1 protein-coding gene is annotated in these 591 nt (G+C 40.4%); it reads right to left on the reverse strand.

What is annotated here, in order from left to right; translation table 11 throughout:
- Positions 1-352, reverse strand: a 352-nt coding sequence (locus ACFSUF_RS13530) for a RidA family protein (RefSeq protein ID WP_377603443.1), incomplete at its 3' end; no start/stop codon positions are given.
- Positions 353-591: the final 239 nt, after the last annotated feature.

Below are 591 nucleotides of genomic sequence, written 5' to 3' on the forward strand. Positions count from 1 at the left end.
CTAGCATAAGATCAGAACAACCGTTTAACACTTTATGATGTTCTTCAAAATTTGCGTCCGCATTAACAAAACCCTGAATTTTAACCACTCGTTTCACTTTCTCCAGTGTGCCTAAAGCTGATTTCAGTACAGCCAGAACTTCAATCCCAGTCCGTCGTGCAAACTGATAACCTTCTTCGGTTGAATATTCCTGACCTAACTTACCTCTAGGGTTTCCAGAAGGCCCCTTACCCGAAACGAACAAAAGCCCGTTTACTTTTACGTAGTTTGCATACTTAGCTGCTGGTTCGCTTGCATTGGGTAGAACGATTCCTAACTGTGCTAATTTACAAGCTACTGTTTGTTCAGTCATTCTGAATTCCCCACCTCGCAGACGATTTTGGAAAAATTATACTTATATATAAAGAGAGTGTCAACGAATTGTTGTTAAACATTCCTGCCCGTTACTTCAACAAAGGCTGCCGTACATATTAGCGGCAGCCTCGTTAACTTCCTTTATTTAACTAACGTTCCCAGATAGTTCAATGACCTGACTTTAGAATTTGAATGAGTTGTTCCGTCTCAACTTCACTAATAGTGGCATACTTAGAC

The sequence above is a fragment of the Paenibacillus gansuensis genome, from assembly GCF_042684925.1.
GTDB classification, from domain to species: Bacteria; Bacillota; Bacilli; order Paenibacillales; family DY6; genus Paenibacillus_N; species Paenibacillus_N gansuensis.